Raw genomic sequence first — 25,009 nt, 5'->3', positions numbered from 1 at the left:
ATAAATGAATCGGTTTTGGTTTCGAGCCCCAAAGATGAGAAGATTCTGGCGAACCTGCAACTGCCTACGCTGAGCGAACAATTCCGATGCCGCCAAATAAAATTCCTCTACCTTCGTTGTAAATCTCAAAAAAACGCATGCGAGCTACCGTAGGCACCCCCTCCTTTTACGCGCGTGCTATAGACTACCTGCGGCAAGCCCGGGGGCAGGGTAGGCTGAGGGCGCGGCAGCACAGCCACGCCGCCCGGCAGCAGATCATGCTGGAAATAGGGGCACGGGCGGGCCAGCCACCAGCTGGCCCCATACGCCTGTACCTGGCAGGGCCCGGCATGGCCAGCCTGCGCCTGCAGCAGGGCCGCACCGTGCATACGGCAGCAGATGTGGGCAGCCTGGAAGCCCTGCTAGAAGAGGCCATAAGCTATAGCAGGGGCAAAAACCCCTATATTCGAACGGCAAAGGACACGGCCAAGTACAAGTGAGTAACGGATGATGCGCCTCTTTTTATTGACGGTATGCTGGCTATGCCTGGTAGCTGCGGGCAGGGCACAGCAGCCCGGGGCACAGCTGGCTGGCCGTAGCCCGGTGCGAGACTGGCGGACAGAGAAATGGCAAACCGTACGCAGTGGCGACATAGAGGTGTCTTATACAGAGCAGCAGCTAGCCCTGGCCCAGCAGGCTGCCAGGCTGGGGCGCCAGGCGTACTATGAGCTCAGTTATTTCCTGGGCTACAGCCTGCGGCAGCGGATGCTGCTACAGCTGTATGCCAGCCGGGGGGCCTATACACAGCACCATGCCGCACCCCAGGCCTTCCTGCCCAGCAAGAACTACGTAAACATCGCAGCCATTTACTTCCCGGGCACCCATCAGACCTTTTATGAGCAGATACGGGGCACAGTGGCACGGGCCATGGTGGAGGAGATGTACTACGGCGGCGGCGGGCAGCTTGCCTTTCAAAATCGTGTTCTCCTCTACCTCCCCGAGTGGTACCTGACGGGGCTAACGTCCTACCTGGGCTCGGGCTGGACAGTGGAGGACGAAATGCGGATGCGCAGCCTGGATAAAAAAAACTTTCGTCCCTATGTGCTGAGTGCCGAGCGCAGTGCTACGCACCTGGTCATCAAAAAGTCGGTATGGCACTACATAGAGCGCAAGTTTGGCCGCAAGAAAATTGCAGAACTCGTGTACATGGTGCGCCTGGCACGCAACGTGGAGGGCGCCGTTCAAGCGGTACTGGGCATGAGCATGAAGCGGCTGACAGACCAATGGGAGCTGGATGCAATGGCCCGCTATCAGCCCGAGGCACCAGCCGGATACGTGGCTAGCCAGCCCATACCCGGCCTACACGGCGCCGAGCTGATAGGCCTGGCCCACCAGCCCGAGACCGGCGAACTAGCCTACCTGAGTGCCGAAAACGGCGTATTCCGGCTGCATTTCTATCAACCACAAACAGGCCGCTACCGCAGGGGCCACTTTCGGGCTGGCAGCTACAGCACCCACCCCGCTTATCAGCAGCTGCAGGCACCCATGGACTGGCATGCTGGCTCCAACCGCATCTACTTCTCCCTACCGGCCAATGGCGAGAACCGGCTATATGTATACGACGTAAAAAGCCAGACAACCAAAGCCCTGGCCTACGACGCACGCCTGGATGCCATATACGACCTTGCCGTGCGACCTGATGGCCAGGCCCTAGCCATCAGTGCCCTGAGGGGGGGGCAGGTAGACCTATACATCAGTAGTACTACGCAGCTAAGCCCCACACCCATTACGCAGGATGGCTATGATGACCGCTACCCCGTGTGGGATGCCAGTGGCAAGGGGCTGTACTTTAGCAGCAACCGGGGCTTTGACGTAGACCGCCGCCCGAGTGAGCAGAAAATGGCCCACGCACAGCCCCTGAATGTGTACCGAATTTCAAACTACGTGCAGTGGGAGCAGGCCGAACTGGTGCAGTATAGCCAGACGTATAGCGAGCACCCCCTGGAGGCTACTGCCAGTGGCGTGTTTATACATACTTCGTATAGCGGCCTGCTGAACCTGGCCTACTACGACTGGGAAACCTACACATACAGCTACCTGAGTGATGAACGCGGGGGCCTGCAGTACCTGTGGCAAAGCCAGGGGCAGTGGTGGGGCCTAGTGTGGGCAAAGGGAAAACCCCAGGTAGTGCAGCTACCCCCCATGCAGCCAGGCCAGAACCGGACCCCCATGCGCAATGCCGAGAGCCTGCACTGGGAAGCCCTGAAAGAGCGGCGCGAGCAACTGATAGCCCAACTGGCCGCCCGCGAGGAAGCCCGAAAGGCCCTGGAGGACTCAATAGAAATACGCACCGATGCTCCGCCAGACACAGCCCGGGCAAAGGTGCAACCAGCTATACGCTATTACCTGTTCGACGAAGCCGACGAGCCAAAACCAGAAACCAGAAAGCCACGCCCCTCATCTCCAGGCCGACGCAAACAGCAGCCCCGTGCTGCAGAGCGCCTGCCGCCCGAGCTATTCGAAGCTGATACAGTACGTGTAAATAGCCCCCAAAAAGAAAAAATAGGCCCCCTGATGCGGGGGGCAAGCATGAACCTGCTGGTAGACCCCTACGCTGGTTTCGGCATCGACATCCGGATCCTGCTGGAGGATGCCCACCAATACCACCGGGCGGTGCTGGGCTTTACGCCCTATGTGGACTTCCGGAGTAGCAATCTCTATGGCGAGTACCAGTTTTTGAAATACCGCATACAGCCCTATGTGCGGCTAGACCGGCAGGCACGCTACTTTGAAAACCCCAGGGCCGTGACCATGTTACAAACGCGGGGCGAAACGGGCATACGGATCCCCCTGCGCGAGGATCTTACACTTGGGCTGGGGGGCGGATACAGCCTGCTACAACGCCGAGACCTGGACCTGCTCGACTTTGAAGACCTGGATGCACGGGAGAGCCTGCTGCACGGCCAGCTAAGCCTCATCTATGACCATACGCAGCGCGTAGATTTCCTGACCCTGACTGGCACCCACATGCAAGCCACCGCACAGCACTACCAGTCGGCCAGCGAGGGTACCATTGGCACCACCCTACAGGGCAGTATCGCACAGTATCATACCTTGTTTGGCATACTTAATCTGGCCGGGCGGCTAAGCGGGGGTGTAAGCACCGGGCCACAGCAGCAGCAGTTTATGCTAGGCGGGGTGCAAAACTGGCTACTACCCTTTGAGTTCGCAAACAAGGACGACATCCCGCTGGACGGCAGTCTACACCAGTTTGCGCTCAACGGCTTTGCCACCCCCCTGCAGGGCTTCGCCTACAACGCACGGAATGGCTATCAATACCTGGTGGGCAATGCCGAGCTGCGCATCCCACTCTCCCGCCTGGCCAATAGCACCCTGCACAGCAATCCGCTGTACAACGTACAGGCGGTGCTGTTCTACAACATGGGTACGGCCTGGCGTACGGGCAATCCCTTCAGCCAGCGCAACCCCATAGATGCCAGTGTGATAGAACGCGGGCCTATTTCGGCCACCGTGCGTAGCCTGAAGGTGCCCTTCATACAGTCTTTTGGCGTGGGCTTTCGCACCCTGATTGTCGGCTACTTCACCTCCTTCGAGCTGGGCTGGCCAATTGAGGAGAATGAACTGCTTAATCCACAGTTCAGCGTTTCGTTTGGCAAGGAGTTCTAGGCAGGAGCTTATCAATCCCGTAAACCAGTGCCTAACTTCTACTAAAATTCACGACAGGTATCCCACAATTATTATAAATTTGCTAGCTAACTGGTATCCCTGAGTGCCTTTTGGCCTACACTGGGCCCGTTTTCATCCTTGTTTCGACTTGACGCATGCTAAAAAAAGTACGTTTTACCCACCTGCTCGCCTCTGCGGCACTTGTCCTTGTGTTGCTCCACGCTGTAAGCCATGCACAGCCCACCTTCAATTGGGAGAGTCTGGGGCCGACAGACCTGGGCGGCAGTATACGCGCCCTAGCCTACAGCCCGGATGGCAGCAAAATATATGCAGGCGCGCCCGGCGGCGGGCTGTGGGTGAGCACAAACGGCGGACGCAGCTGGACACCCGTAGCTGGCTTTTCGGGCGAAACCGATCAGAACCTGGCGGTTACTTCCATTGCCTTTGATGCAGTAGATGGTACGATGTATGTGGCCACAGGCGCCACCTTCCTGGATACCGACCACCGAATTACAGGTCAGACACCGTATGTTTCACTCAACACGGGCAAAAAGGGCTATACGGGCTATGCTGGCATGTTTGGGGGCGGTATTTTTGTGTCTACCAACGGGGGACAAAGCTTCACGGTAGCGGCAGCCACGATACCCACCACTTCGTTCAGCACTTCTGATGCCTTCACAAGTATCAACGTGGTAAAGGCCAGAAATGGGAAGCTATTTTTTGGCACAGACAAAGGCCTGTATGTATCAGAAAACAGAGGACAGACAGCCACAAGAGTGAGTGAGAGCTATGCGATCCCGCCCACCACGGGCACCGAGCTGGCCTCGGCTGACATCTACGATATCGAGATAACGGCGGATGGCAAGGTACTGGTAGGGGCTACCCAATACTTGTTTATCAGTACTAACGAAGGCAATACTTTTACCGAATACATAGGCCTGGAAAACCTGCCCCGAAACAGCGATGACCCAACTGCAGCCATCCGCACCAGCATTGCAGTTTCCAGGAATAACACAAACCGAATGTATCTGTGCATGGTTGGGGGGGGCGGAAACTTCCTGGTCGGTGTATGGCAAAGCTCGAATGGCGGCGATAGCTGGACGCGCATTGCGCCCCGCTCTACTGCTACCGGAACTACAATTGGCACCTTTGCCCCCTTGGCCTATTTTGTGGAAAGCAGGCCCGATGTAAACGTGGCGGGTCGTGGCCTTCAGGCGCTGATATTTGAGGTAGATGCAGCCAATGACGACCGGATCTTTCTGGGTGGCCAGCTGTGGTACTGGTGGGACTCCATAAATGGGTGGACTAACGAAACCCGAACGGTACCCGAGGTGCAGGCAGACAACCGCTATGTGCCAGAGGGCATACAGGCCTTTGTACAAGACCCCAACAATCCCGCTACTATCCTGCTGGGTACCACTAAGGAACTGGTAAAAAGTACCGACGGAGGCCGCCGTTTCCAGATCTCGAATGGCAATCTCTCTGTATCCCAGGTGTATGATGTGGCCGTAGGCGGAGACGGCACCGTCCTGGCCTCTACCCGTGGGCACGGTATCATCAGCAACTCAGGCCGCGCGAATAGCGAGAGCGGGGCTGTTACCAGCTGGCGTGTGCACAGCCCGGCCAGCCCACGCCGGGGCTCTGTAGCCATCAGCCGTTTCAAGCCCGATTACATGATCAGCGGAGCCAACAATACCTTCTTCCGCTCGCTCGATGGCGGCAACGTATTCACCAACTCCGATTGGATTCCCACGCCAAACCCAGCCTTTGCAGTATACCCCCTAGATACAGCCGGAAGTCTCATCTTCCGCCCGAGCCTGGTACCGCCCAATCCACCCGTGATCATAGACGAGGTGGATACCATTGGCACAGGCATTGCGCAGGACTCGCTGGAAAACGTGGTAAATCGCGTATACGCCTTCCTAGGCTCACGAGACCGGGTGTGGTTGGGCCGCTTCCCCTTCAACCCCGTAGATTCAGAACAAGATAGGCCAAGCCTAAACTCGATCTTCCGGTTTTCAAGTAGCACAGATGAGATATCGGCCCTGGCTATTACAGGAGATGCCACCCACACCCTATTCATCGGCACCACAAATGGATTTGTGTACCGCATTGTACATGCCGAAAACAAGAACCACCCAAACTTTTCGACCACCACAATCCTGGACCCCACTACGGGCATCAATGCACATGTGCCTGACCGATGGATAACGAGCCTGCGCCTGCACCCGCGCTACAAGGATACCCTGATCGTAACCTTCGGCACCTATCGGACAGACAACCCTAGCTCACCTGCTTGCAGCGAGTGTGGCTATGTGTATGCTACCCCCAATGCACTCAGCAGCAACACCCCCACTTTCTACAATCAGTCCAACGCCTTTTCAGAACTGGGCTTCTATCCCGTATATGATGCCCTCTTCGACCCTGACCCCACCCTCAGCACCGGAGACCAAAGCTGGCTGGCCCTCGGCACCGAGCGGGGGGTGTATACCATAGTTGAAAACGACCTGAACTTCTCCTCTATCACCAGTGGCTCGGGTGTAGACTGGAGAGAGGCCAACGATGGGTACATGGACCAGGTGCCGGTGCATCGCTTTGCCTACAGCGGCTACCAGCTGATCTCGAAGAATTATCCAAACTCCAGCAAGACCTTCCTGGTGTCTGACACTGCCCGCTACAAGCGCCAGATTTATGCTGCTACCTGGGGCCGCGGCGTAGCGGTTAGCCGCATCCTTTCCGGCCCGGTTAGCCGCGGTAGCCAGCTAAGCCGAAACGACGGCAGCTTCCGCCTGCGCATCTATCCAAACCCCGCGCAAGACTATACCCACCTGGCACTGGACCTGAAGCAGCCTGCCACGGCCCGGCTACAGGTTCTTAACCTGAATGGCCAAGAAGTGTACAGCCAAGACTTCGGCCAGCTGGCTACCGGCACACATGAGCTAGACGTAGCTGCAGGAAAGCTGCCCAGTGGTCTCTACCTATTCAAAACCACCCTAAGCAGCGCGAGCGATACCCTATATGATGTGCAACGGGTAGCTATACAACGCTAGCGCCCAAAGGGGATCAAAAAATGCAAAGGGGGCTCACAAGCCCCCTTTTTTGCGCCCGCTCGCCTACACCAGTTGTAGTAGCACGCACCGACTGCGTATATTTGTAGTTATGGCATTAATTGCAAGCATATCGGGGATACGGGGCACCCTGGGCGGTGGTGCTGGGGATAACCTAAGCCCGGTGGACATTGTGCGCTTTGCCGCTGCCTATGGGCAGTGGGTGCAGGCCCAGCAGCGTGGAGACGTGATCCTGATAGGACGCGATGCCCGACCCAGTGGGCCCATGCTGCTGCAGCTGGTATCGGCCACCCTGGTGGCCCAGGGCTTCACGGTGCTAGATGCAGGCCTGGCCACCACCCCATCGGTAGAGATGGGCGTAGTGCACCGGCAGGCTGCTGGGGGCATCATCCTTACCGCTAGCCACAACCCCGTGGAGTGGAATGCCCTCAAGCTGCTGAACTACCGGGGAGAATTTCTAAGCCCGGGAGATGCACAGGCTGTGCTAGAGAACTACGAACGGCAGGACTATCGCTTTCGGCCAGTGCGCGAGCTGGGACAGCACTTGGGCGATGAGCGGCTACTGGAGCACCATATAGAGCACATACTGGACCTGGACCTGGTGGATACACAGGCCATTGGCCAGGCAAACCTGCGCATCGTGGTGGATGCCGTAAACAGTGTGGGGGGCCTGGCCGTGCCGGAACTGCTACGGAAACTGGGGGTAAAGGACATAGTGGAACTATACTGCCACCCAAATGGAGACTTCCCGCACAACCCCGAGCCGCTGGCCGAGCACCTGGGCGATGTGTGCCAGCGGGTGCGAGACACTAAGGCCGACCTGGGCCTGGTGGTAGACCCGGATGTGGACCGGCTGGCTATCATTGACGAGCACGGAAACCTGATAGGCGAAGAGTATAGCCTGGTAGCCATAGCCGACTATGTGCTGCGCCATACGCCCGGCCCGGTGGTAAACAACCTCAGTAGCTCGCGCGCGCTGATAGACGTAGCCGCCAAATATGGCCAGGCTTGCTACTCCGCAGCTGTGGGCGAGGTACACGTAGTGGAGCAGATGAAACGTGTAAACGCCGTAATAGGGGGCGAGGGCAATGGCGGGATCATCTACCCAGCCCTGCACTACGGGCGAGATGCGCTGGTGGGCATTGCCCTCTTCCTGAGCCACCTGGCCCAGCAGAAACAGACGGTAAGCGAACTGAGAAGCCAATTGCCAAGCTACTATATGTCCAAGCAAAAGGCGAACCTGAGTGCCAGCCAACCCGTGGATCAGATTCTGAAAGACCTGGTGAGCCGCGAAACCGAGGGCAAGATCAATACAACCGATGGTGTAAAGATTGACCTGGCCGACCGCTGGGTGCACCTGCGCAAGAGCAACACAGAGCCCATTGTGCGCATCTATGCCGAGGCCCCAGACCCACAGGCCGCTATCGAGCTGGCCAATAGCTACAAAGCCAAACTAGAAGCATGAGAGTATACCTGGATAATGCCGCCACCACCCCCCTGCTGCCCGAGGTGCTGGATGCCATGATGCCCTACCTGACTGACGTGCACGGCAATCCCAGCAGCGTGCACGGCCACGGCCGCGAGGTGCGCACCGCCATAGAGCAGGCGCGCAAAACAATTGCCCAGGCCATGGGCTGTAGTCCGGCCGAAATTGTCTTCACATCCGGCGGTACGGAGGCCAACAACATGGCGATAAAGGGTGCCGTGCGGGGGCTGGGTGTACAGCGCATCATTACCGCACCCACAGAGCACCATGCGGTACTACACGCCGCCGAACACTGCGCACACTACCTGGGCACAGAGGTGGTGTACCTGCAGCCGAATGCCGCTGGGGAAGCAGACCTGGCTACACTGGCGCAGCTGCTGGCAGGGGGCAAGAAGACCCTCGTAAGCCTGATGCATGGAAACAATGAAATAGGGGTGCTAAATGACCTGCATGCCATAGGCCAGCTGTGCCGCCAGCACGGTGCCCTATTCCACACAGACGCGGTGCAAACGGTGGGGCACCTGCCCCTGAACACCGGCCAGCTGCCGGTAGACTATCTGTCGGCCAGCGCACATAAGTTTAACGGCCCCAAGGGCGTAGGATTCCTATACCGCAATGCCGATGCCCCGGCCCTGCCCCCCCTGATAGACGGGGGCTCGCAAGAGCGCAACCAGCGTGCCGGAACCGAAAACGTGCCCGCAATAATAGGCATGGCTAAGGCGCTGGAGCTGAGCCAGGCAAACATGACCCGGCATATGGCGCACATCCAGGCCCTGAAAAACCACATGATCCAGGGCCTGCGGGCACGCATACCTGGTGTAGCCTTCAATGGTGTGATAGAGCCGACCCAATCGCTGCCTACGGTGCTAAGCGTAGCCTTCCCCGGAGACGACAGCGAAAGCATGCTACTCATGAACCTGGATATCTACCAGATATCTGCCAGCGGCGGCAGCGCCTGCACCAGTGGCAGTGTGCACCCCAGCCATGTACTGCATGCCCTGGGGCACAGCCCCGCGCGTATGGCAAACACGGTTCGCTTCTCCTTTGGCCCCCAAACTACCCTGCAAGAAATAGACTATACACTGGACAAGCTGGCTGTTATTTTTGGCCAGCAGGTGCAGGCCTAGGTGTTTTACGGCTGCTTTTCTGTATTTTTGCAACAGAAACGGGTACACTAAAGACCGAACAAAAGGGACACCCGATACCAAGGGAGACTGTAACTGGACAGCACCCCCCAGTGCCTGATGGAACGGAGGGACGAGGACGCAAGGTGCTTGCCCCGCCATTCGCCCCCACACACCTGTCAGACAAGAAAAACCAGGGAATAGGCCAACGCGCCTGTGCAAAACAAGTACCAACTACACGAAATGGAATACAATACCTCCGGCGAGTGGCTAAGGCTGCGCGAATACGGCCGGTCCGTACAGCAGATGGCAAACCTGATCCTGGCTGAACCCGACCGGGAAAAACGCACCCGCATGGCCCGGCAGACAGTACGCACCATGTCCATCATTGTGCCCGAAGCACGCGAGATGGAGAACTATGAACAAAAGCTGTGGGAACAGCTACAGCAGCTATGCCAGTATCAGCTAGACGTAGATGCCCCCTACCCCCTACCCACAGCACCACCCACCAATGCCGCCACCGACCCTGGCAAAAAGGTGGGCTATTACCCCCACCGCGCACGCTACCGGCAGTATGGAAAGAACATCGAAATGATGATGCAGCAGGCGCAGGCCATGGAGGAGAGCGAAGCCAAGCAAGCCTATGTAGAACAGATAGCCAACTACATGAAGCACAGCATGCAGGTGCACGCCGGCACCCAGCCCACAGACAAGGTGGTAATGGACCACCTGCGCGAGCTGAGCAAGGGCAGCCTGGTACTAGAGCCAGAGAAGATACAGCTGCGCAACGGACTACTACCCAACCGCCTGAACATCAGCAACTCCAGCAACATGAGCCACCTGAAAAAGGCCAGAAAGAAGAGTACGAAAAGCCGTAGCACTGGCAGTAGTGCCGGAGGTAGCATGAGCCTGGGCACCCGGAAGAAGCGCAAGCGCCCTATGCGCTAGCCGCCTGGCTCCCCCCCCCCTATACCCTGCTGGCAGGTAGTAACCGCAAATCGGGCATGGGCGGCTGTGCACAACCCAAACACCCGCCATGGACAAAAACCCAATATCTTTGGGCTACTAAACGATAGGCGATAGCTGCTATGCAATATTTCGAAGTGGAAGGCGGTGTAAGCCTTCGGGGCGAGATCAGCCCACAGGGGGCCAAGAATGAAGCCCTGCAGATCCTGTGTGCCGTACTGCTGACAGAAGAGCCGGTAACGGTACATAACATCCCGGAGATCAGCGACGTGCTGAAACTCATCCAGATCCTGGAGATGCTGGGCGTAGAGGTAGCGCGTACTGGCCCGGGTAGCTATCGCTTCTGTGCGCGCAATGTGCAGCCCGAACGCATGCTAGCCCCCGACTGCAAGCTGGAGGTGGGCCGCCTGCGCGGCTCTGTGATGCTGGTGGGCCCACTGCTGGCCCGCTATGGCCGGGCCTGGATGGTGAAGCCCGGCGGAGACAAGATAGGCCGCCGGAGGCTGGACACCCACTTTGTGGGTATGCAAAAGCTGGGGGCCACTTTTACCTACGACAGTAAGCAAGGCCTGTTCTCCGTAGCGGCAGACGCAGGGCTGCAGGGCACATACCTGCTGCTGGACGAGGCCAGCGTAACCGGCACGGCCAATATCCTGATGGCTGCAGTGCTGGCATCCGGCACCACCACCCTCTACAATGCCGCATGCGAACCCTACGTACAGCAGCTATGCCGCATGCTGCTGCGCATGGGCGCACAGATAGAGGGGATAGGCAGCAACCTGCTGCATATACAGGGGGTACGGCAGCTGGGGGGCACCGAGCACCGCATGCTGGCCGATATGATCGAGGTAGGCAGCTTCATTGGCATGGCTGCCATGACGCAGAGTAGCCTTACCATCAAGAACTGCGACATCCCCCACCTGGGGCAGATACCGGATACCTTCCGCCGCCTGGGCATCATCCTGGAGGAGCAGGGAGACGACCTGCACATCCCCGCCCAGAAGGTGTGCGAGATCGACACGTTCATAGACGGCAGCATCCTTACCCTGAGCGACCACCCCTGGCCCGGCCTCACACCCGACCTACTCAGCATCCTGCTGGTGGTGGCCACGCAGTGCCGGGGCACCGTGCTTATTCATCAGAAGATGTTCGAGAGTCGGCTCTTCTTTGTCGATAAACTGATCGACATGGGTGCCCAGATCATCCTGTGCGATCCGCACCGGGCCACCGTCATCGGCCTGGCACGCCAGCAGTGCCTGCGCGCTATCAGCATGACCAGTCCGGACATACGCGCGGGGGTGGCCCTGCTCATTGCAGCCATGAGTGCCGAGGGCACCAGCCGGATTTACAACATCGACCAGATAGACCGGGGATACCAGCAGATAGACACCCGCCTGAATGCCCTGGGAGCCCAAATACGCAGACTTGAACAAAAGATATGAGCTACCCCAGACTACTCATCTGCCTGGCCCTGCTTGCCGGCCTGCTACCCGGCTGCAAGCCGCATCCGCCCGAAAACAGCCAGGCGGAAACCCCAGGCGGCTGGGCCTACCCCAGCCTAAGCTGGAAAAACGGAAACGCCCACTGGAAACTGGCCGATAGGCAGGGGCACCTCTACCGGGCAGACCTGCCAGCCAGCATACACTACCTGGGGGTGGCCCAGGAGGGATGGGCGGTGTATAGCCAGGGGGGCCGCTATGGCTACCTGAATGTGCGGCCAGGGGGGCCAATTATGCCAGCACAATACCTGTATGCAAAGCCCTTCTCAGCCGGCTACGGCGTGGTGCTGGACACCCTGGGCCGCTGGGGCTATGCTGACAGTACGGGGCGGCACTGGCCCCTGGAGGGGCTGCACTACGCAGGGCCATTCTCCGGCGGGGCCGCCATCGCACTGGATGAGCAGGGCTATCGGCTGATTAATCCCGAAATTCTGACCGGCGCACAGCCAAGCCTGCGGCTACCCTACACGCGGGTATACGACTACTACAACGGCTGGGCCGTGGTGGAGCAGCAGGGACGTTTCGGCTACATAGACCAGCGGGGCAGGCTGCGGCTGCCACCCCAGTACGAGGGGGTTACGGGCTTCGCCGAGGGCTATGCCTATGTGCAGCTACCGGCAGGCTGGGCGCGGATAGACACCCAGGGCACCCCGGTCGAATCTGTCCGCTACACCCAGGTGTATGGCTATACCGAGGGCCTGAGCGCAGTACAACTGGGCGACCGCTGGGGGTATGTGGATGCACAGGGGCGGCTGGCCATCGCACACAAGTTTCAGGATGCCCGCCCCTTTTACAACGGCCTGGCACTGGTGAAACAGGAAGACCGCTGGGGCTATATAGACCGAAAGGGACAGCAGGCATTTGCCGAGAAGCAGTTCAATGCCTTCCCTTTTGTAGAAGGGCGGGCCGCATGCCTGCGGGCAGATAGGCTGGGCTACCTGGCACCCAACGGAAGCTGGGCCCTGGCACCCCAGTTTGAGGATGGGCAAGACTTCTCTGAAGGTCGGGCGGCGGTGGCCCAGGATGGCAGGACTGGCTATATTGACCTCAGTGGCCGCTATGTTATCCAGCCTCAGTTTGAGAGCGGACAGGCTTTTCTGGCTGGACTGGCCCCCGCCAGGCAAGACAGCCTCTGGGGTTATATCGACACGAAGGGCCAATGGGTCATCCCACCCCAGTTTGAGGGTGCCCTGCCTGTGGTAGACTACTACACCCTGCCCGTGCAGCAGCAGGGAAAGATCGGACTATACCACCGCTCGGGGCACTGGCTCATTCGCCCACAGTTTACAGGTGTACCGTATTTTCAGGCAGGGATTACCCAACTACAGCAGGCAGGGCAGCCAGTGCTACTAAATCAAAGAGGCCAGCAGCACAAATAGGGCCCAGTAGCAAGCACCAGACTCCGGCACTTGCCTACATAAACTTGTTCAAAATGATCCCTTCGACGAATACGGGTTGTGTCGCACCTCTTTTATAAGTAAAATGGTCCCTGCTTTTTCTCCGTTCACCCATCTCTCTATCCTTTAATGGTCGTTCGCTTCTTGCTAGGCTGCATTGCACTAGGTGCCATAGGCTGCACCCGCACACAAACGGAGGCAGACAAGCCCCCCTACAAGCAGGGTGCTGGCCTGCATGACAGTATTCCCAACCAAAGCCCCGAAACGCATCCGGGGTCGGACAAGCAGGCTACCGTGCCCGACAATCCGTTGCTCGACTCCATCCGCAAAGACCTCTTCGAGCGCATTCGGCAGAACTATGGCCAGCCAGCCTATACCTACACCAGCCCGCACGCCCACCTGCAGTGGGGAGACCTGCTGGGCACAGGCGTACCCTACTTGCTCAGCCTTACACTGGAGAACCCCGCCGACCGGTACGCCGGCTACTATACCCTGAATGTGTACCAAAAGCTACCCCAAGAGACACGCCTGGTGTTCTCGCGCGAGCATATCCCCTACGGGCTAGCCGTTCCGATGGGCCCGGATCAGTTTGTACGAATTCAGGACTTTACCTTTGACGACAAGAAGGATATTTGGCTCTATGCCTATACCGCAGGTGGGACCAATCAATATGGCCACCTACTGCTATACAAACCCAAAGATGGCAGCCTGGGCTGGGTAGCCAATTCCACACTGCACCCCAACCTGTATGTGGCCACTGGCAAGGTGCATAGCAAGACCCTGCTGAGTAGCGATGGCCTGAAGTTTCGTCAAACCGACTTCATCTGGAGTGGGGCAGATACCCTGCTGCCTACCCACAGCTACCTGATAGACTACGGACGCGACTCTATGGCCATAGAGTACCACTACATGGGCGGAAAAATAACCAAAGCCGACACGCTAAACCTGCGCTACCCCTACGTGCAGCGGCGCCTGCCCAGGCCATCTGGCCGGTAGGGGCAGGGTGCACACCAGGGGGGGTGTCCCATTCTGTCATCACACAGTTTTCCCATTTTTGCTACGGACATTCCACATTAATGCCTAGTTTGCACACAAAATACTGGATATGTGGCATTCAAATATTCTCGATACGCTGGGCAACACCCCCATGGTACGCCTGAACCAGGTAGTGCAGAACCTGAAATGCACCGTGCTGGCCAAGGTAGAATACTTTAACCCGGGCAATAGTGTAAAAGACCGCATAGCCGTAGAGATGGTTACAGAGGCCGAACGAACCGGCAAGCTGAAACCAGGCGGCACCATTATAGAGGGCACCAGCGGCAATACCGGCTTTGGCCTGGCCCTGGCGGCTGTGGTGCGTGGCTACCGCCTGATATGCACCATTACCGACAAGCAGAGCCAGGAGAAGATAGACATCCTGCGCAGCCTGGGAGCCGAGGTAATCGTGTGCCCCACCAACGTGGAGCCAGAGGACCCGCAGAGCTACTACAGCGTAGCCAAACGCCTGGCAGCCGAGATACCCAACAGCTTCTACCCCAACCAGTATGACAACCTGGCCAACCGAATAGCCCACTACAAAACCACCGGGCCCGAAATATGGACGCAGACCGAAGGCCGGGTAACACACTTTGTAGCCGGCATGGGTACCTGCGGCACCATTACCGGTGTAAGCACCTATCTGAAAGAAAAGAACCCCAACATCGTAACCATCGGGATAGATACCTATGGATCGCTTTTCCAGAAACTGCACGAAACCGGCGAGATAGACCTCAACGAGGTGTACCCCTACGCCACCGAGGGCATAGGGGAAGACTTTGTGCCCCAAAACCTGGACTTGGGCAAAATAGACAAGATCCTGAAAGTGAGCGACAAGGATGCCGCCATCATGACCCGGAAGCTGGCACGCTTGGAGGGCCTGTTTGTGGGCTGGAGCTGCGGCAGTGCTGTGCACGGTGCCCTGGAGTATGCCCGGAACCTGGGCCCAAAGGATGTGGTGGTCATCATCCTGCCAGACCACGGCACACGCTACCTGGCCAAGGTATACAATGACCAGTGGATGAAAGACCGGGGCTACCTGGACGAAGGCAGCCTGGTAACCGCCCGCGAGATCCTGAGCCGAAAAAACCCAAGCCCGCTGCTACAGCTACAGGCAGACCAAACAGTGGAAGAGGCCATACAGCTCATGCGGATGCACAACATAAGCCAGGTGCCGGTGTACAAGGCACAGGACATAGTGGGCAGCCTGAACGAAAGCAGTGTGCTGAACCGCCTGCTGGACAATCCGCACATGAAGAGCCTACCCATTACCGAGGTGATGAGCGACCCCTTCCCCTTTGTGCTGCCCACCACCCGCATAGACGTCATCAGCAAGATGATGACCAGAGAAATGCCCGCTGTCATTGTACAGAAGGAAGATGGCAGCCAAGACATCATTACCAAGAGCGACCTGATAACCGTACTGGCTGGCTAGGCAGGCGGCGCACGGGTAGGGATGAGGAGGCTGTGAAGGACCATTATGCCCAAAAGTGTGCAGTACCCAATGCCTGGCAGGCGGCCCCACAAGCCTGCCATACCTGTGGGGGCCAATGGGAACAAATAGCAAACAACTAAGGGCGGACACCATGGGGGGTATTTGGGCCACTGCCTTTCATACGATCAAAAAATTCCTTATATTGGCAATATGAGCTTTGGAACCATATTTCTTCGCGTTTTTATCTTCATCCTGCTGATCATAGCCGGGTGGTATGTGCTGGTTTTCATGCTGCGAGTGGCTGGCTGGCTGGTGCATGCCGCCGCCATTGCGCTGGTAATTGCGGGTGTCATCTACCTGTTTCAGAAAATACGGGGCCGGTAGCCAAACTGGCGATCAAACCCAAGAGGGGGGCAGGTGTCTGTAGCCAAGTTCCAGCCGGACTCTGCTGGGCATAGGCCCAGCAGGCTGGTAGTAAGCAGGCTCCTGTATAGCCGATGTGTGGAAGTGTAGTCTGACTACTAATCGCCCAATCCTCCAGATTTCGCGCGTGCTCGGCCTTGAGGTATGCGGCTCCCGGGGCCGAACGAAGGCGCAGGATGAGGCCCTTAGATTACCTGTAATGCCTGGGGGGGGGCTGACTGGCACAAGAACCCGCACCAGCTGGCTCGGGCAAATGGCGGTAAAGCCCCCTCGCAAGAAAAGGCCAACATAGGGGGAAAACAGGGCAAAACTAGTGGTAAGACTTGCGAAACCAGCCGGTAACAGTAAGCCAGAGCACACCCCATATGGCCTCTTGGATGATGTTTTGCGACATCTTGCTCTGCCCGGCCTGCCGGTCGGTAAAAATGATGGGCAGCTCCTTGAACCGGAAGCCCATGCGCCAGGCCTTATGCTTCATCTCGATCTGGAAGGCATAGCCCACAAACTTGACTGGCTCAGCCAGGATAGCCTCTAGTACAGCCCGCCGATAGCAGATGAAACCGGCCGTGGCATCGCGGATGGGCATGCCCGTTATCAGGCGCACGTACCAGCTGGCCCCGTAGCTAAGCAGTACGCGAGACATGGGCCAGTTTACCACATTCACCCCCCGGCAGTAGCGGCTACCAATGGCCAGGTCGAAACGGCCCACTGCACAGGCCTCGTACAGGCGGGGTAGGTCGGCAGGGTCGTGGCTAAAGTCGGCATCCATCTCGAACAGATACGCATAGCCACGCGCCAGCCCCCAGCGGAAACCGTGCAGGTAGGCTGTGCCCAGGCCCAGCTTGCCCGTACGTTCCTCCAGGTGCAGCCTGCCGGGATATTGCCGCTGTAGCTGCCGCACCGCCCCAGCCGTTCCGTCGGGCGAGCTATCGTCCACGATCAGCAGGTCAAACTGCTCCTTCAGCTCCAGCACCCGTTCTACCAGGGCGTGTATGTTTTCACGCTCATTGTAGGTGGGCACAATAACAAGTGCCTGCGCGCTAGGTGGCTGCATGGGTATAAAGATAGTGGAAAGGATCAATTTCGCACAGGCTGCCCATACTGCAGGTCGAAGAGCTTCTTGTAATACCCACCCTGCTGCAGCAGGCTCTGGTGCGTGCCCCGTTCTATCACCTCGCCCTTGCGCATAGCCAGTATCTGGTCTGCATGCTGTATGGTGCTGAGCCGGTGCGCCACCACGATGCTGGTTCGGTGCTGCATTACGCGCTGCAGTGCTGCCTGCAGGATGCCCTCCAGCTCGGTATCGATGTTAGAGGTAGCCTCATCCAGCAGCAGGATAGCGGGGTTGTGCACCAGCACGCGGATAAAGCTGAGCAGCTGCCGCTGCCCGGTGCTCAGGTTTACGCCCCGCTCTCCCACCCGGTGGTCCAGCCCACCCGGTAGCCGCTCTATAAAGGCGCGTGCCTGCACCTCATCCACCGCCTGCAGCACCCGCTCGCGCGTAATGGCCGTGTTGTGCAGGGTAATATTCTCATATACCGAACCCGAGAAAAGGAACACGTCCTGCAGCACCAGGCCCATGCTGCGCCGGAGGGCAAACAGGTCGTAGGCCCGCACATCTTGCCCGGCAACGTAGATACAGCCCTTTTGTGGCTCGTATAGGCGCATCAGTATATTTATGATGGTGCTCTTGCCCGAGCCGGTGGCCCCCACAAGGGCCGTGGTAGTACCCGCAGCCACCTCAAAGTCAATCCCCCTCAGGATTGGCTCATCCGGCAGATAGGAAAAGTGAACCTGCTCAAAGCGGATACTTGGGTCGGCATATATCCGATCGGAATCGGCTGTGGGCGGATTGTTCTCAATAAACTCTGTGGTATCCAGCACCTTAAACACACGCTCGGCACTCACAATGCCGAGCTGCAAGGTGTTGAACTGATCGGCTATCTGGCGTATAGGCCTGAAAAACATGTTGATAAACATGATGAAAGCCGTAAGCTCGCCCAGGGTGGTATCGCCCTGCAGGCTGCTGCGGCTGCCATACCACACCAGCAGGGCCAGACCCAGGGCTGTCAGGATCTCGATAACCGGAAAGAAGATGCTATAGGCCAGTACCGTATCCAGGTGCGCGCGCCGGTGCTGGCGGTTCAGCTCATCAAAGCGCCGGCTCTCCTCCTGCTGGCGGTGAAACAGCTGCGTAACCAGCATGCCGGTAATATGCTCCTGCGTAAAGGCATTCAGCTCGCTCACATGATGGCGCACACGCCGAAAGGCTGGTTCTACAAACCGCTTGAAAAGCCAGGTGCCCAGGATGATGAGCGGCATCAGGCACAGGATGACCAGGGTGAGCGACCAGCTCATCCAGAACATAATGCCCAGGATAAAGGCCAGCTGAAGCAGCTCGCCCAGGATGGTAACCAGCGTGGTGCTAAAGACGGTATTGAGCGTCTGTATATCGTTGATGGCGCGGGTTTGCAGCGCGCCAATGGCCATCCGGTCAAAGTACTGGGTACGCAGGCTTAGCAGGTGGCTAAATACCTGCTGGCGCATGTCGTTTATGATATTTTGGCCCAACAGGCTCGTAAGATTGATCTGAAAATAGTTGAACACACTATTCAGGAGCGTGAGAGCCAGCAGCAGCAGTCCGCCCTGTAGCAGCCCCTGGCTGTCTCCGGCGGCAATAGGCCCATCCAGCACCCGCTGCATAACGAGGGGCCGCAGGGGGCCCACCACGCTCATGGCAATGGTAAGCAGCAGGCCTACCACAAACAACCCCCGATAGGGCCGGAGAAAGGCCAGCAGGCGGCGCAAAATGGAGCGGGAACGGGGGGGATGTGGCATGAGAAACGAGCTACAGGAGAAACCAACGCAAATATGCCTGTTTCTGTTCGTACCAAGCCGATATAAGTGAACCCACGGGTTGGCAACTAGGGGAAAAAGCCCGTAATTTTGCCGGCGCATGGGCCTTACGCTGGAAGACATACAGGCTCCGATTTTGGACGAACTCGAGCAGTTTGAAGAACATTTTCGGGGAGCGGTGAAGAGCCGTATACTGCTGCTTGACAAGATTATGCACTACATGATCCGGCGCAAGGGCAAGCAAATGCGACCCATGTTTGTGCTGCTGAGTGCCAAGCTGTGCGGCGGCATACAGCCTGCCACCTACCGGGGGGCCGCCCTCATTGAGCTGCTGCACACCGCCACCCTGATTCATGACGATGTGGTGGATGATGCGAATGAGCGCCGGGGCTTCTTCAGCATCAATGCGCTCTGGAAAAACAAGATTGCCGTCCTTATTGGCGACTTTCTGCTAAGCCGCGGGCTGCTGATGAGCCTGGAGCACGATGACTATACCCTGCTGAAGATTACCAGCAAGGCCGTGAAGCTGATGAGTGAGGGTGAGCTGCTGCAAATAGAAAAAGCCCGGCGGCTGAATATAGATGAGGTTGTGTATTTCGAGATCATCCGGCAGAAGACAGCCAGCCTGATTGCCAGCTGCTGCGAGAGCGGTGCCAGCAGTGCCGGGGCCCCTGTGGATACGGTGGAACAGATGCGACACTTTGGCGAGCTGGTGGGCATGGCTTTCCAGATCAAGGACGACCTCTTTGACTACGGGGGTAGCAAGAGCGGCAAGCCCACGGGCATAGACCTGAAAGAGAAGAAAATGACGCTGCCACTCATCCACACGCTGAACAAAAGCAGCTGGATGGAGCGCCGAAAGCTGATTAATATTGTGAAGAACCACAATACCAACCCCAGGCAGGTAAAGTATCTGGTAGACTTTGTGGAAGCCGCAGGCGGCCTGAGCTATAGCGAAACGATGATGCACCGTTTTGCCGATGATGCCCTGGCTATCCTGAAGGAGTTTCCGGATACGGCGGCCAGTACCAGCCTGCGCGACCTGGTGAACTACACCATAGAGCGCGAACGCTAGACGCAGTAGCCAGAACAAGACGAAGCACCCGCCATCAGTTCAAAAGCGGGGGCACACCCCTGCTTCTCCGCGCCCCCGGCACCTAGTCTGCATACTCGGCCAGCTGCATCCAGCGGTCGGTAGCTGAATCCAGCAGCTTCTGTTGGGCCACAAAATCGGCACTGAGGGCTGCCAGCGCTTCGTGATCCAGCACTCCGCTACTCATCTGGCGCTCCAGCTCGGCTACGCGGGCTTCCAGCAGGGCTATCTGCTGTTCCAGCTGCGCATACTCCCGCTGCTCCTTGTAGCTGAGCCGTACCTTGGGTTTTTCCGGCTGGCCACCGTCGGCTATCGCCGGCTGTTCGCGCACCTTGGTTGGCTCGGGCATCTTCTTTTGTTCTGCCTGTGCCAGCCGCTGGCTCTGCCACTGCTGGTAGTTTCCATTAAAGTCGTGGATCTCTCCATCGCCCTCCAGCACAAAGAGGTGATCTACCAGCCGGTCCAGAAAGTATCGGTCGTGGCTCACAATAACCAGGCAGCCCTGGTAGTGCATCAGGAACTCCTCCAGCAGGTTCAGGGTGGGCAGGTCCAGGTCGTTGGTAGGCTCATCCAGGATGAGCAGATTCGGGTTGCGGATGAGCACTGTGAGCAGGTGCAGGCGGCGGCGCTCGCCCCCACTCAGGCGTTCCACCTCGGTGCGGTGCATCCCGTAGGGGAAGCCGAAACGGTTGAGAAACTGCGCGGCGGGCAGGGTGCTGCCATTCTGCAGTGGCAGGCTCTCGGCTATGTCGGTTATCACCTCCAGCACCTTCTGCCCCGGCCGGTGCACCAGGCCATCCTGGCGGTAGTAGCCTGGCACAATGCTTTCGCCCACTTCCACCTTGCCGGCCTCGGGGTCTATCTCGCCCATAATGAGGCGCAGCAGGGTGCTCTTGCCCACGCCGTTCTTGCCCACAATGCCCACGCGCTCTTGCCGCTTGAAGGCGTAGGTAAACTTACGGATCAGCAGGCGGTCTCCCAGCCGCACGCGCACACTCTTGAAGTCCAGCACCTTTCCCCCTATGGGTGTGGTCTTGATCTGGAATAGCAGCTCTGGCTCGGCCTTTCGGCTGGGCATGGCCTCGCTCTTTTCGTGGTACTGGTCTATGCGGGCCTTGCTCTTTGTGGTACGTGCCTTGGGCTGGCGCTGCAGCCATTCCAGTTCTTTGCGCAGGTAGGCCCGCATCTTGTCTTGCTGGGCGTTTTCTGCGGCTTCTCGCTCGGCCTTCTTCTCCAGGTAGTAGGCATAGTTGCCCTCGTAGGGGATTAGCCTGCCACCCTCCAGCTCCCATATTCGGCTACACACGGCATCCAGGAACCATCGGTCGTGGGTAATGAGTAGCAGGGTGGCGCGGGTGCGCAGCAGCCAGGCCTCCAGCCACTCTATCATGTCCAGGTCCAGGTGGTTGGTGGGCTCATCCAGCAGCAGCACGTCTGGCTCGCTCAGCAGCAGGCGTGCCAGGGCCAGGCGCTTGCGCTGCCCGCCACTCAGGCGCCTACTTGGGGTTTCCAGCTGGGGGGTTAGGCCGAATACATCCAGTACCTGATGCACACGTGCCTCGAAGTCCCAGGCCTGCTGTGCGTCCATCTCGGCCAGGGCCTGGTCTAGCGCGGCTTGGTCGGGCACGGCCTGGTGTATCAGCCGCTCGTAGTGCCGAATGGCCTGCTGCACGGGGTCGTCGGCATACAGGATGCAGTCCAGCACGGTGGCCTCCGGGTCCAGCTCTGGTTCCTGTAGCAGGGTGCCCACCCGCACACCCTTGCGCCACACTACCTGGCCGGCATCGGGTGCCTCGGTGCCAGCCAGCACAGAGAGCAGGGTGCTCTTGCCGGTGCCGTTTCGGGCCACCAAGGCCACCTTGTCGCCCTGGCTGAGGCCCAGGTTTATCCCCTCAAAGAGTACCTTGTCGCCATAGGTCTTGCTTAACTGCTCCGCGCTTACCAGGTTGACTGCCATAGCCCAAAGATAGCCGAAAGCCAGGGCAAAGGAGATGCCCAGGTGGCGCTATTTGTTCGGAGGGGAATATAGCAAGGCGCGCGGGGGGGATAAACACCGGAGGTGCACACGGCCTACCTTAAGCCCTCTGTAATCACGCCAGCTGCACGTCGCAGCGCGGGGTGAGGGCCACAAAGGCATCCAGTTCGGCCAGCCGGGGGATAGCCATCAGGCTGCTTAGCTTGATGTAGCCCACCACGTAGTAGAACCCGGTGTCCTCCTCGCTGTGGCGCTCGTGGATGCTGATGAAGTTGAACTGCTTTAGCGTAGCCTCATCTGCATAGCGCAGGTAGATCTCCAGCACGGCATCGTTGGTAAAGGTCAGGCTGTGCTGGTTTTCTTTTTTGTATTCGTACTTGTAGCCGTAGGTGGTGGCGCTTACGTCAGACAGTACGGCAGATCCGGTTGGATAGCTTCCGGCTCCCTTACCCTGAAAAAACTGCTTGTCCGAAAACACGCCCTCTACCAGTACGGCATTGTATTCCTCCTCTACATTATACAGCAGGCTATGCTTGGGCACCATCATGGGCAGCACAAAGAGCACCAGCTTGTCCTTTATCTTCAGTGCCTGGGCTACCAGTTTCAGCTTGTAGCTCTTCTCACGTGCTATGCGCACATCAAAGGGCGACACGGTTGTAATGCCGTAGTTGAAAATCTCCTGCTCAGGCACGCGCAGCCCAAAGGCATGGGCCGCAATAATGCAGAGCTTATACTTGGCATCGTAGCCATGCACGTCCAGAAAGGGATTGCTCTCGGCAAAACCCAGCTCCTGAGCCTGCCTGAGCGCCGTATTGTAGTCCAGATTTTCGGCTATCTGCTTGGTCAGGATGTAGTTGGTCGTGCCATTGAAGATACCCTGCACGCTGTTCAGCAGTTCGTTATCGTAGTATTCCTCCAGGGTGCGGATAATGGGGATGCTGCCGCAGGCCGATGCTTCGTAGATCAGGCTTACGTTGTGCTTGCGTTGCAGCTCATATAGCTCGGCAAAGTGCTCGGCTATCATTTTCTTATTGGCCGAAACCACATCCTTTCCCCGGCTCATGGCCTCCTTTACAATCTCAAAGGCATCGTCTGCATTGTCTATGAGTTCTACAATGAGGTTGATTTGGTCGTCGTGCAGGATATCGTTTTTGTCGAAGGTGAAATGCTCCATGGGCAGGCGGCGCGGTTTGGCGGGGTCTTTCACGCAGATACGCACCACATCCGCGCGGATGCCCTTGCTGCTGCTCAATACGTCGTACAAGCCCTGGCCCACTACGCCAAAGCCAAATAAACCGATTTTTATCTCTCTCTTAGGACTCATAATGCCATAAATATAAAACAAAGGATCGTATCACCTGTTCTAATACGACCTTATTCAAAATAAAGTTTGGCAAAACTACACAAATTGTACGGAAGCACCTAGCAAAAAAATGCCGTACACAGGCTGTATCAGGTTCGCCTAGCGCCTGCCCGCGCGTTCGCGTTGGCTGGGCGTGATGTACACAGTAAAACTGAGTTCCTGCAGGCGATCATTGCCCGAACGTGGGCCCAGTTCGCCCACATTGTCGAAGTAATCTGTACCGGTAAGAAAATGGGTGAAATCGGCCCCGAGCGACACCAGCTCGTTTAGCCGATACGTAACGCCGAGGTTTAGTGGAAACAGGATCGTGGTGCTGCTATAGTCCTCCCCCTCCTTGCGGGTATCCAGCTGGTTTGCCAGGCTATTGCCCACTCGGTCCTGCGGCGTATAGCTCAGCAGGCCCAGGCCGGGGGCCAGGTGGGGGCGTAGGCGGCCCAGGCGGTTGAACCGTATGCGCATACGCAGATCGAGGCTGAAGTAGCGGGTACTGAAGAAGGTGTTGGGCTGCACACCCGCCTGGGGGGCAAGGTCTCGGTTCTCGGCCCGGATGCGGGAAAAGGAAAAATTAAGCTGCGGGCTCACACGCCTGTAGTTATCGAACTGCAGACTAAGGTGGGCCGCCGGGTGTATGCGATAATAGGATTCGTTCCTGTAGTTGTGGTCGCCCAGATAGGTTACGCCAGAGAAGCCCACGCCCAGCTGCAGCATGGGCTGCTTGCGCGGGGTAGCGGGCGGCGCTGCCTGTGCCCAAACGGTGCCATACAGGGCAGCCAGCACCAGCAAGTAAAAAGAAGCATGTACACGCATTGGGGCTACAATATACGCAGATACAGGCTGCGCACCGGAGCCAGCGGGCACAAACTGTGGTGGGGCAAGAAGTTTGTGGCTGGGGCTACAGGCTTGGCGGGCGTAGGGCAATACGCATCGTTCACTACCCGCGCTTTCTGCCCGGGTTCTGCTTCACAAAGGCCTCCCAGCCGCTGTATCGGCCTGGGCTGGCCAGGCCGCCACTGCTCTGCAGATAGTGGCACAGGGCTACTGCCAGGGCATCGGTAGCATCGGGCAGCAGGGGGCCCTGCTGCTTCAGCTCGGGCATCAGGTGGGCCAGCATGCCTGCCACCTGGGCTTTGCTGGCAGCCCCGCGGCCCGTTACCGCCATCTTCACCTTGGTGGGGGCATACTCCACCACTGGCACATCCCGCTGCAGGGCTGCGGCAATGGCCACCCCCTGGGCGCGGCCCAGCTTCAGCATGCTCTGTACGTTTTTACCCTGGAAGGGTGCCTCTATGGCCATCTCGTCTGGCAGGAAGGCCTCGATCATGCCAAGGAGCCGGTCGAAGATGCGCTTGAGCTTCATGGGGTGGTCTGCCAGCTTCTTCAGCTCTATAACCCCCAGGCTCAGCAGCTGGGGGTGCCGCCCGCCCACCTGGATAAAGGCATAGCCTGTTACCTGCGTGCCGGGGTCCACCCCCAGGATGATGCGGTCCGTGTTCCGCTGGCGCGCCTCGGCAGGCAGCTGGGCGGGGCCAGGTTCGGGCGGGGGGCTGGGCATCGGGCAGGTGGGGGGGTGTAAGGGGAATGATGCGGGCTTTGTGGCACGGGCTGTGCCAGTACCCTTGTGCT

General features: G+C 58.3%; 18 protein-coding genes. 12 read left to right on the top strand and 6 right to left on the bottom strand.

Annotated elements, in window-relative coordinates; translation table 11 throughout:
• The first annotated feature begins 137 nt into the window (after positions 1–137).
• The 11 genes from LW884_00340 (at position 138) to LW884_00290 (ending at position 16,060) form a co-directional block, all read left to right on the top strand.
• On the top strand, positions 138–479 hold the full coding sequence (locus LW884_00340) for a hypothetical protein (GenBank protein MCE3006786.1): 342 nt from the start codon (positions 138–140) through the stop codon (positions 477–479).
• A 7-nt stretch (positions 480–486) separates the two neighbouring features.
• Positions 487–3,666 (top strand): hypothetical protein, encoded by a 3,180-nt coding sequence (locus LW884_00335; GenBank protein MCE3006785.1) that lies wholly within the window; start codon positions 487–489, stop codon positions 3,664–3,666.
• 155 nt (positions 3,667–3,821) lie between these two features.
• Positions 3,822–6,716 (top strand): T9SS type A sorting domain-containing protein, encoded by a 2,895-nt coding sequence (locus tag LW884_00330; GenBank protein MCE3006784.1) that lies wholly within the window; start codon positions 3,822–3,824, stop codon positions 6,714–6,716.
• Positions 6,717–6,825: 109 nt separating this feature from the next.
• Positions 6,826–8,199, top strand: a complete 1,374-nt coding sequence (gene glmM, locus LW884_00325) for a phosphoglucosamine mutase (protein MCE3006783.1) — start codon at positions 6,826–6,828, stop codon at positions 8,197–8,199.
• The gene (locus LW884_00320; protein ID MCE3006782.1) at positions 8,196–9,347 is read left to right on the top strand and encodes a cysteine desulfurase; all 1,152 of its coding nucleotides are present in this window, start codon (positions 8,196–8,198) and stop codon (positions 9,345–9,347) included. The genes glmM and LW884_00320 overlap by 4 nt, the downstream gene beginning before the upstream one ends.
• Positions 9,348–9,587: 240 nt before the next feature.
• On the top strand, positions 9,588–10,292 hold the full coding sequence (locus tag LW884_00315; protein ID MCE3006781.1) for a DUF4290 domain-containing protein: 705 nt from the start codon (positions 9,588–9,590) through the stop codon (positions 10,290–10,292).
• A 140-nt stretch (positions 10,293–10,432) separates the two neighbouring features.
• The gene (murA, locus tag LW884_00310) at positions 10,433–11,752 is read left to right on the top strand and encodes a UDP-N-acetylglucosamine 1-carboxyvinyltransferase (GenBank protein MCE3006780.1); all 1,320 of its coding nucleotides are present in this window, start codon (positions 10,433–10,435) and stop codon (positions 11,750–11,752) included.
• Positions 11,749–13,188 (top strand): WG repeat-containing protein, encoded by a 1,440-nt coding sequence (locus tag LW884_00305; GenBank protein MCE3006779.1) that lies wholly within the window; start codon positions 11,749–11,751, stop codon positions 13,186–13,188. The genes murA and LW884_00305 overlap by 4 nt, the downstream gene beginning before the upstream one ends.
• 147 nt (positions 13,189–13,335) lie before the next feature.
• Positions 13,336–14,202 (top strand): hypothetical protein, encoded by an 867-nt coding sequence (locus LW884_00300; GenBank protein MCE3006778.1) that lies wholly within the window; start codon positions 13,336–13,338, stop codon positions 14,200–14,202.
• Positions 14,203–14,311: 109 nt separating this feature from the next.
• The gene (locus LW884_00295) at positions 14,312–15,676 is read left to right on the top strand and encodes a pyridoxal-phosphate dependent enzyme (protein MCE3006777.1); all 1,365 of its coding nucleotides are present in this window, start codon (positions 14,312–14,314) and stop codon (positions 15,674–15,676) included.
• A gap of 210 nt (positions 15,677–15,886) precedes the next feature.
• On the top strand, positions 15,887–16,060 hold the full coding sequence (locus LW884_00290; GenBank protein MCE3006776.1) for a hypothetical protein: 174 nt from the start codon (positions 15,887–15,889) through the stop codon (positions 16,058–16,060).
• Positions 16,061–16,409: 349 nt separating this feature from the next.
• On the opposite strand, the gene LW884_00285 is transcribed toward LW884_00290, so the two are convergent.
• The gene (locus tag LW884_00285) at positions 16,410–17,153 is read right to left on the bottom strand and encodes a polyprenol monophosphomannose synthase (protein ID MCE3006775.1); all 744 of its coding nucleotides are present in this window, start codon (positions 17,151–17,153) and stop codon (positions 16,410–16,412) included.
• A 23-nt stretch (positions 17,154–17,176) separates the two neighbouring features.
• Positions 17,177–18,937 carry an ABC transporter ATP-binding protein/permease gene (locus LW884_00280; GenBank protein ID MCE3006774.1) on the bottom strand — a complete coding sequence of 587 codons (1,761 nt, stop codon included), beginning with the start codon at positions 18,935–18,937 and terminating at the stop codon, positions 17,177–17,179.
• 118 nt (positions 18,938–19,055) lie between these two features.
• Here LW884_00280 and LW884_00275 point away from each other — a divergent pair, with 118 nt between their 5' ends.
• Entirely contained in the window at positions 19,056–20,030 is a 975-nt protein-coding gene (locus tag LW884_00275; GenBank protein ID MCE3006773.1) for a polyprenyl synthetase family protein, read from the top strand.
• Between the two features lie 82 nt (positions 20,031–20,112).
• Here LW884_00275 and LW884_00270 read toward each other — a convergent pair whose 3' ends face one another.
• The 4 genes from LW884_00270 to ruvC form a co-directional block, all read right to left on the bottom strand.
• Entirely contained in the window at positions 20,113–22,005 is a 1,893-nt protein-coding gene (locus LW884_00270) for an ABC-F family ATP-binding cassette domain-containing protein (protein ID MCE3006772.1), read from the bottom strand.
• 133 nt (positions 22,006–22,138) lie between these two features.
• Positions 22,139–23,347: a homoserine dehydrogenase gene (locus LW884_00265; GenBank protein MCE3006771.1), complete on the bottom strand. Its 1,209-nt coding sequence runs from the start codon at positions 23,345–23,347 to the stop codon at positions 22,139–22,141.
• A gap of 138 nt (positions 23,348–23,485) precedes the next feature.
• Positions 23,486–24,193, bottom strand: a complete 708-nt coding sequence (locus LW884_00260; GenBank protein MCE3006770.1) for a porin family protein — start codon at positions 24,191–24,193, stop codon at positions 23,486–23,488.
• Between the two features lie 124 nt (positions 24,194–24,317).
• Positions 24,318–24,938: a crossover junction endodeoxyribonuclease RuvC gene (gene ruvC / locus LW884_00255; GenBank protein ID MCE3006769.1), complete on the bottom strand. Its 621-nt coding sequence runs from the start codon at positions 24,936–24,938 to the stop codon at positions 24,318–24,320.
• Positions 24,939–25,009 lie beyond the last annotated feature (71 nt).

The organism is Bacteroidota bacterium, from assembly GCA_021300195.1.
Taxonomy (GTDB): domain Bacteria; phylum Bacteroidota; class Bacteroidia; order J057; family JAJTIE01; genus JAJTIE01.
This window is presented reverse-complemented; position numbering and strand designations above follow the sequence as displayed.